The following is an 8,250-nucleotide window of genomic DNA, read 5'->3' on the forward strand; positions in this document are numbered from 1 at the left end:
ATTATTCCTGCACTGCGTTTGGAAAGGGCGCATGGCTAAAAAAATCGACGGCTCCAAAGTCGCCTTAGCGATTTTGTTCTAAGAAAGACTATTATAACAACATTTAATACAAATAAAGTAATAAAATGTAATTTATATTAAAAAATAATTATTATAAATTAGAATTTTGCTTTTTTTATTATATGTTTTAATATAAAATAAGTATATTAAATTAGAACATATAAATATTTAAATAATTATACAAGGTGGAAAAATAATGATAGCAGTATTAGGAATAAAAAAGAATACACCAATAGAAATTAGGGAAAAATTAACTATAAAAGCAAACAAACATGATGAGTATCTAAATAGTTTGTTACAATATTTGGATGAAGTTATCATACTTGCAACTTGTAATAGAACAGAAATTTATTTTAATGTTTCTTATATTAATGAAGAACTATTAAAAAAGATTTTTGAAGTTTTGAATTGGGACTATAGTTATAAAGAACATGTTTTTATATCAGAAGATAAAAGAGCATGTAAGCATTTATTTGAAGTGACTTGTGGTTTTCACTCAAAAATATTAGGGGAAGATCAAATTCTAGGTCAAGTAAAAAGTTCTTATTTTAAGTCTTTAAATATAAAAGCTCTTAATTTAGAACTACAACGATTATTTCAATATGCTATAACATGTGGGAAAAAGTTTAAAAGTCAATCGAGATTATTTGAAATTCCAGTATCATCAGCATCAATAGTTGTAAATGAATCTATTAATAAAGAATGTAAAAAATTCATGGTATTAGGATATGGTGATGTAGGACGTTTAACTATGAAATATTTACTTGCACATAATATAAATGAAGTCTATTTAGCAGTTAGAAATAAGAAAATAAAGACTGGAATTACTGATGATAGAGTAAAAGTAATAGATTTTGAAGAAAAAAATAAATACATAAATGATATGGACTGCGTAATTTCATGTACATCAGCACCTCATATAGTTATAAAAGAGCAGGATATAAATGAAGTAGGAAACAAAATACTAATTTATGATTTAGCAGTTCCAAGAGATGTTGATGATGAGATTAATTATATAGATAGAGCTGAGGTTTATAACATAGATAATATAAGTCACATAAATGATGGTAATAAAAAAATGCGTTTTGATAAGATGGATTCAAATAAATTTATTTTAGAGAAATACTTAAATGAGTATTATGAATGGAAAAGACTAAGAAGTATCACTCCATTAATAGAAGAGTTAAAAGTAACTTCTAAAGAAATATATGATAAGAGAATGACTACATTTAAAAATAAATGTAAAGACAAAAATGATATTGACTTAGCGAATAAAATGATAAAGAGTACATCTGACTATTACATAAATAGAGCTATAGAGGTAATGAAAGAAGAAACTTTAAAGGGAAGTGAAGAGGAATGCTTAAGAATAATAAAGAGCATATTTATGGAGAAAAAATAGATTATTCCTTTGTTTCACTATTTTCTTATAAAATAAATATTGGTGTGATTGGTGGAGGAAGAGCTGGATTTATAAAGATTAAACATTTTTTAAAAATAGGCTGCTATGTTGAAGTCATTTCAAAAGATTTTTGTGAAGAAGTAATAAGTTTATGTGAAGAATTTAAAGAAAGACTGATTTTAATAAAAAATCAGTTTAATTATGAGTTTTTAGAAAATAAACATTTAGTTCTGATAACAATAGATGATAGAGAAATTAACGATAATATAAAAAAATATTGTGATAAGAATTATAAAATATATATAGACTCTTCAAGTTTTAAGAATGGCATGGGTGTTATACCTGTTCAAAGAAATCTTAAAAATATAACTTTTGCATTAAATACAAATGGTGGAAATCCTAAAGGTTCAGTAATGCTTGCAAATAAAGTACAAGATCTATTAGAAAGTTATGATGATTTTATAGCTTTAACAACTAAGATTAGAAATAAAGCTATAAATCTTTCAAAATATAAAAAAGAGATAATAGATTTTATTTCTTGCGATGATTTTAAGTTTTTTTATGACAATCATAAAGAGGAATTAGTATTAAAACTTTACTTTGAAGAAGAAATATTAAATAAATTAATATAGATTATATTTTAAGTTAAAAATTTCGATAGATAAAGGAGAAGTAAGAATAATGAATGAATTAATAATAGCAACTAGAAAAAGTAAGTTGGCTCAAGTTCAAACTGAAATAATTATGGATAAATTAAAATCAAAATTTAATATAAATGGTAGAAAATTACTTATAGTAACTGAGGGAGATAGAAAGCTAGATGTATCATTAAATAAAATAGGTGGTAAAGGACTTTTTGTCAAGGATATCGAACTTGCTCTTTTAAATAAGGAAGCTCATGCTGCAGTTCATAGCATGAAAGATGTTCCTTTTGAAGTTAGTAGTGAATTTGAGATTACAGCTATAACAGGAAGAGAAGATATTAGAGATGCATTTATTTCAAATGGAGATATCTCATTTAAAGATCTTAAACAAGGTGCTAAAGTTGGAACAAGTAGTATAAGAAGAGCAGCACAACTAAAACTGCTAAGAAATGATTTAGAGATAGTACCTATAAGAGGTAATGTTCAAACTAGATTAAAGAAAATGGAAGAACAAAACTTAGATGGAATCGTGCTAGCAGCAGCAGGTCTTAAAAGACTTGGTGATGAAAATTTAATAACAGATTATTTTGACCCAAAGGAATTTTTGCCAGCAGTTTCTCAAGGGGCACTTGGAATTGAGTGCTTAAAAGATGGGGATGCTAATAAATATTTTGAAGCTTTAATAGATGCAGAAGCAACTTTAACTGTGGAAGCTGAAAGAAGTTTTATGAAAGAATTACAAGGTGATTGTCATAGCCTTATTGGAGCTTATTCAGAAATTCAAGGTGATGATTTATACATGATTGGAATATATGATATAGGTGGAAAAATAGTTAAAAAAGATATTTTAGGATGCAAAACTAATAATATTGAATTAGGAAAGAAATTAGCACAAAAAATATTAGAATAATGTTATTTAAGTATGATATTGATGTTTTAATATAATGATAATCATAGAGGAAGTTTGATTTCAAAAATTATAAAAAACAAACTCTAACTATAGATAGCTTTTATACTAAAACATTGATATTCATTTAAGGTGCATATTGAAAATTTACTGAAAGGTGGCTTAGAATTAATAAGAGGTTTATGTAGTAGGCATAACATCTTATTAAAAATAGATTATGAATAAAGTATATATTATAGGTACAGGACCAGGAGATGAAGAGTTATTAACTATAAAGGCTGTGAACAAATTAAAAGAATGTACAGCAGTTTTATATGATAGATTAGTTTCAAATAATATTTTAAATTATTTAAGCGATTCTTGTGAAATTTATTATTGTGGAAAAGAACCAGGAGCACATTATAAAACACAAGAAGAAATAAATGAAATGCTAGTAAAATTAGCAAAAAAAGGTCATATAGTTGGAAGAGTTAAAGGTGGAGACCCCTATGTTTTTGGAAGAGGAGGAGAAGAAGTATTAGCTCTTAAGGAAGAAAATATTCCGTTTGAAGTAATACCAGGAGTAACTTCTCCAATAGCAGTATTAAATTATGCAGGAATCCCAATAACTCATAGAGGAATAGCTCAAAGTTTTCATGTTGTAACTGGAATGTCAGCAAAACATATTAAGTCTAATTTCAAAGCATTAGCTATGGAAGAAGGAACTTTAGTATTTATGATGGGATTAAGCAATTTAGAAAACATAGTACATGAACTTGTATTAAATGGAAAAGATATTTCTACACCTTGTGGAGTTGTTATGAGAGGAACTTCAAGTAAGCAAAAGAAGGTAGTTGGAACTCTAGAGAATATATGTGAAAAAGTAGAGGAAGCTAAATTACAATCACCATGTATAATTGTTATTGGTGAAGTGGTTAATTTAAATGAAGACTTAGCTTGGTATGAACATAAACCTTTGTTTGGCAAAAATATTTGTGTAACTAGATCTCAAAAACAAGCAGCTACTTTAAAGCAAAAGTTAAGAGATATGGGTGCTGAAGTTACGGCTTTAAGTGCTATAGAAATAGAAAGTACAGCTAGTAATTTAGATATCTATATGGATGATTTAGAAAATTATGATCATATAGTATTTACTTCTGTGAATTCAGTTGATATATTCTTTGACTATTTAATAGAAAAGAAATATGATATAAGAAAATTACAAGCTAAAGTATCAGCTATAGGTAAAGCAACATGGCAAGCTCTTGAAAGAAGAGGTATAATATGTTTTGTGAAAGCTAGAGAATTTATAGGTGCTGGATTAATAAAAGTGTTAAAACCACATGTTAAAGAAAATGAAAAAGTACTTATTCCATGTTCATCATTAGCAAAGTCAGATATAGCAGATGAATTATCTAATGTAGGTGCTAATGTAGATAGAGTATTTATTTATGATACAGTAAAAGGAAGAGTAAGAAATAAAAGAGCATTTGATGAAGTTGATATAGTATTTTTTACAAGCCCATCAACTGTATATAACATGATAGATATGGTTGGCTTAGATGCTATTAAAGAAAAACAAGTTATAGCAATAGGCACTAGAACTAATAAACCACTTGAAGAGTTAGGAATAAAGGCTTATATTTGTAAGGAGCATTCACAAGATGGATTTTTAAAAGAAATTGAGTCATTTGTAAAAGATATGGAGGCGTAATTATGATAAAAAGAGGTAGAAGATTAAGAGCAACATCAGCTATTAGAGATATGATAAGAGAAACTACACTACATACTAAGGATTTTATATATCCTATATTTGTTGTAGAAGGAGAAAATATAAAGAAAGAAATTTCTTCTTTACCAGATAATTATCATTATTCAATAGATAGATTACATGAAGTAATTGCAGAAGTTGAAAAAGCTAACATTGCAGGAGTGCTTTTATTTGGTATTCCAGAGCATAAAGATGCTTGTGGAAGTGAAGCATATAATGATAACGGAATTGTTCAACAAGCTGTAAGAAAGATTAAGGAGTTAAATAAAGAACTACTTGTTATAACAGATGTTTGCATGTGTGAATACACATCTCATGGACATTGTGGAATAATTCATGAATCCGATGTAGATAATGATGAGACACTTGAATACTTAGGAAAAATTGCAGTATCTCATTCAAAGGCAGGAGCTGATATGGTAGCACCTTCAGATATGATGGACGGTAGAATTGGATTTATGAGAAAAGCATTAGATGACAATGGATTTAAAAACGTAAGTATAATGAGTTATTCTGCAAAATATTGTTCAGCATTTTATGGACCATTTAGGGAGGCAGCAGGATCAGCACCAGAATTTGGGGATAGAAAAACTTATCAAATGGATCCAGCCAATAGATTAGAAGCATTAAGAGAAACAGAAAAAGACATAGAAGAAGGCTGCGACATTATAATGGTTAAGCCAGCATTACCTTATTTAGACGTAATTAGAGAATGCAAAGAAAACTTTAAGATGCCTCTTGCAGCTTATAATGTAAGTGGTGAATATGCAATGGTTAAAGCAGCAGGCAAACAAGGACTTATAGATGAAGAAAGAATAATAATGGAAATTTTAACTTCAATAAAGAGAGCTGGAGCAGATATAATAATAACTTATCATGCATTAGAAGCGGCACAAATTTTAAATAGATAAATTTTAGTTGAGAATTGATAGTGGAAAGTGTAGAGTTAAGGAGAAAATTCCTAGTAGAATTTTAAAATATATTTTTTAGAAAGTCTTTAGGAGTTTTAACTGAAACTCTCAATTATCCACTTTTTATTGAATATATTGAGTAAAATTAAGTTTTATTACAAGTATTTTAATGATATGTACAGGGAGTGAATATAATGAATAGTTTAGAGATATTCGAAGAATCAAAGAAATATATGCCAGGTGGAGTAAATAGTCCTGTTAGATGTTTTAAAGAGATGGGAATGAATCCTCCAGTTATAAAGTCAGGAAAAGACGTAATTATTAAAGATGAAGACGGAAAAGAATATATAGATTTTGTTTTAGCATGGGGGCCACTACTTTTAGGACATTGTGATGAAGATGTAGTAAGTGCTATTAAAGAAACATGTGAAAATGCTTTAGCTTTTGGAGCACCAACTAAGTTAGAATTAGAACTAAGTAAATTTATGTGTGAAAATTTAGATAATGTAGACATGATAAGAATGGTTAATTCAGGTACAGAAGCTACTATGAGTGCTGTAAAGCTTGCAAGAGGATATACTGGAAAGAGTAAGATAGTTAAATTTGCAGGATGTTATCATGGACATTTTGATGGATTTTTAATAGAAGCAGGTTCAGGAGTACTTACAGAAGGAATTCCAGGATCTCTTGGAGTACCAAAGGAAAGTGTAGAAAACACATTAATAGGACTATATAATGATAAAACTCAAATAAAAGAACTTTTTAAAAAGCAAGGAAATGAAATTGCTGCTGTTATCATAGAGCCAGTTGCAGGAAATATGGGTGTTATAAAGGCCAACGAAGATTTTATTAAGGAATTAAGATCTTTATGTGATGAATATGGTGCATTGCTTATATTTGATGAAGTAATGACAGGATTCAGAGTGGCATTTAAGGGAGCACAAACATTATTTGATGTTAAGCCTGATTTAATTACATATGCCAAAATAATGGGTGGCGGTCTTCCATGTGGAGCATATGCTGGTAAGAAAGAAATAATGGAAAAGTTATCTCCATGTGGAGGAGTTTACCAAGCAGGAACAATGTCAGGAAATCCTATTGTAATGGCAGCAGGACTTGCTACATTAACTAAGCTGAAAAATAATATGGAATTATATGATCATGTTGAAAAAATGGGTAAAAAACTTCAAGAAGGTCTTATAGAAATAGCAAAAGAAAATGATGTACCATTAACAATAAATAGGGTTGGTGGAATGTTAACATTATTCTTTACAGAATTAGAAAAAGTAAATACATATGAAGATGTGAAAACTTGTAATAACGAAAGATTTAAAAGATATTTTAAACACATGTTAAATGAAGGCTTTAATATTGCACCATCACAATTTGAAGCTATGTTTTTAAGTGTAAAGCATACAGAAGAACATATTGATGAGTTCTTAGATGCATTTAAGAGGTTTTCTGTAAATGAAAAATAATAAAGCTATTATATTAGTTAGTTTTGGTACATCAAATACCGAAGCTATAAAAAAATGTATAGATCCAATAGAAAATGAGATAAGAGAAGTTTATGGAAGTGAATATTTAGTTTTTAAGTGTTTTACATCTAAAATAATACTAAGAAAATTATCAAATGATTTTGGTATTTATATATTACATTTTGAGGAAGCTTTAAGAGGTGCAAAATTAAAGGATTGTACGGATATTATAATAATGCCTTTAAATGTACTTCATGGAAATGAGTATGAGAAAATAAAAGAATTTGTTTCTAAATATAGTCATGAGTTTAATAAAATTATATTAGGAAATCCTATTTTACAATTAGATAATAAATCTAAAGGAATGGTATTTAGTAATATAGTAGACGGTATAAAAAATGAATTACCTAAAGATAAAAATTTATTATTAATAGGTCATGGTACAACAAATAAATCTGATATTGTATATAGCATGTTTCAAAAAGAATTATTAAATATGAATTATGAAAATGTACTTATAGGAACTTTAGAAGGAAAAATTTCTATAAATGAAATTTTAGATAAAATTATAATAAGACAAATAAAAGAAATAACTATAGTACCATTTTTATCAGTATCTGGTAAGCATATTACTAAAGATATATTTGGAGAAAATAAGGATTCATGGAAGTGTATGATAGAAGCTAAAGGTGTAAAAGTAACATGTTTTAATAAATCTTTAACAGAACTTTTAAGTGTAAAAAGATTATATATAGAAAATATTAAAGAGTTAATAAATAAATTATAATTATTAAATGGTAACAATATAAAAGAACTAAATCTGAATGATTAAATTAATCTATCAGATTTAGTTCTTTTAGGTTTAATAATTAGGCTATGTTTTAGCAGAGTGTTGATATATGCATAAGCAAAGTGGGCGGAATGTAAAAAGGAAACTCGACTTCGCTGAGTAAGTTCGAGGAGCGAAATATAAAATTTCGACTCTCACTTAAGAACACTAAAATGAGTATAGTTCCATTTTAGCTTGTTCCCAATATAAAATTAGGACAAGCAGTAAATGTAACAATACTCATTAAGGGTTCTAAAAGTCCATTTACA

7 protein-coding genes are annotated in these 8,250 nt (G+C 27.8%); all 7 read left to right on the top strand.

Annotated features, from left to right (window positions below; translation table 11 throughout):
• Positions 1-256: 256 nt before the first annotated feature.
• On the top strand, positions 257-1,462 hold the full coding sequence (gene hemA, locus RGC78_RS15530) for a glutamyl-tRNA reductase (RefSeq protein ID WP_252213835.1): 1,206 nt from the start codon (positions 257-259) through the stop codon (positions 1,460-1,462).
• A complete protein-coding gene (locus tag RGC78_RS15535; protein WP_252213833.1) occupies positions 1,420-2,094 on the top strand; it encodes an NAD(P)-dependent oxidoreductase in 675 nt (224 codons plus the stop codon). Before hemA ends, RGC78_RS15535 begins: the two co-directional genes overlap by 43 nt.
• Before the next feature lie 49 nt (positions 2,095-2,143).
• Positions 2,144-3,016, top strand: a complete 873-nt coding sequence (gene hemC, locus RGC78_RS15540; RefSeq protein WP_252213831.1) for a hydroxymethylbilane synthase — start codon at positions 2,144-2,146, stop codon at positions 3,014-3,016.
• Positions 3,017-3,230: 214 nt separating this feature from the next.
• Complete coding sequence (gene cobA, locus RGC78_RS15545) at positions 3,231-4,706, top strand: uroporphyrinogen-III C-methyltransferase (protein WP_252213829.1); 1,476 nt, start codon at positions 3,231-3,233, stop codon at positions 4,704-4,706.
• Positions 4,707-4,708: 2 nt separating this feature from the next.
• Complete coding sequence (hemB, locus tag RGC78_RS15550) at positions 4,709-5,674, top strand: porphobilinogen synthase (protein ID WP_252213827.1); 966 nt, start codon at positions 4,709-4,711, stop codon at positions 5,672-5,674.
• A gap of 194 nt (positions 5,675-5,868) precedes the next feature.
• Positions 5,869-7,152 carry a glutamate-1-semialdehyde 2,1-aminomutase gene (gene hemL, locus RGC78_RS15555; protein WP_252213825.1) on the top strand — a complete coding sequence of 428 codons (1,284 nt, stop codon included), beginning with the start codon at positions 5,869-5,871 and terminating at the stop codon, positions 7,150-7,152.
• The gene (locus tag RGC78_RS15560; RefSeq protein WP_252213823.1) at positions 7,142-7,939 is read left to right on the top strand and encodes a sirohydrochlorin cobaltochelatase; all 798 of its coding nucleotides are present in this window, start codon (positions 7,142-7,144) and stop codon (positions 7,937-7,939) included. Before hemL ends, RGC78_RS15560 begins: the two co-directional genes overlap by 11 nt.
• The last annotated feature ends 311 nt before the right edge of the window (positions 7,940-8,250 follow it).

This window comes from Clostridium aquiflavi (assembly GCF_031344075.1).
GTDB lineage: Bacteria > Bacillota > Clostridia > Clostridiales > Clostridiaceae > Clostridium > Clostridium aquiflavi.

Bases quoted from the DNA above. Each gene is read 5' to 3' on its own strand.
- RGC78_RS15560 (WP_252213823.1), top strand. From the start codon at position 7,142: ATGAAAAATAATAAAGCTATTATATTAGTTAGTTTTGGTACATCAAAT.
- RGC78_RS15535 (WP_252213833.1), top strand. From the start codon at position 1,420: ATGCTTAAGAATAATAAAGAGCATATTTATGGAGAAAAAATAGATTAT.
- hemB (WP_252213827.1), top strand. From the start codon at position 4,709: ATGATAAAAAGAGGTAGAAGATTAAGAGCAACATCAGCTATTAGAGAT.
- cobA (WP_252213829.1), top strand. From the start codon at position 3,231: ATGAATAAAGTATATATTATAGGTACAGGACCAGGAGATGAAGAGTTA.
- hemL (WP_252213825.1), top strand. From the start codon at position 5,869: ATGAATAGTTTAGAGATATTCGAAGAATCAAAGAAATATATGCCAGGT.
- hemC (WP_252213831.1), top strand. From the start codon at position 2,144: ATGAATGAATTAATAATAGCAACTAGAAAAAGTAAGTTGGCTCAAGTT.
- hemA (WP_252213835.1), top strand. From the start codon at position 257: ATGATAGCAGTATTAGGAATAAAAAAGAATACACCAATAGAAATTAGG.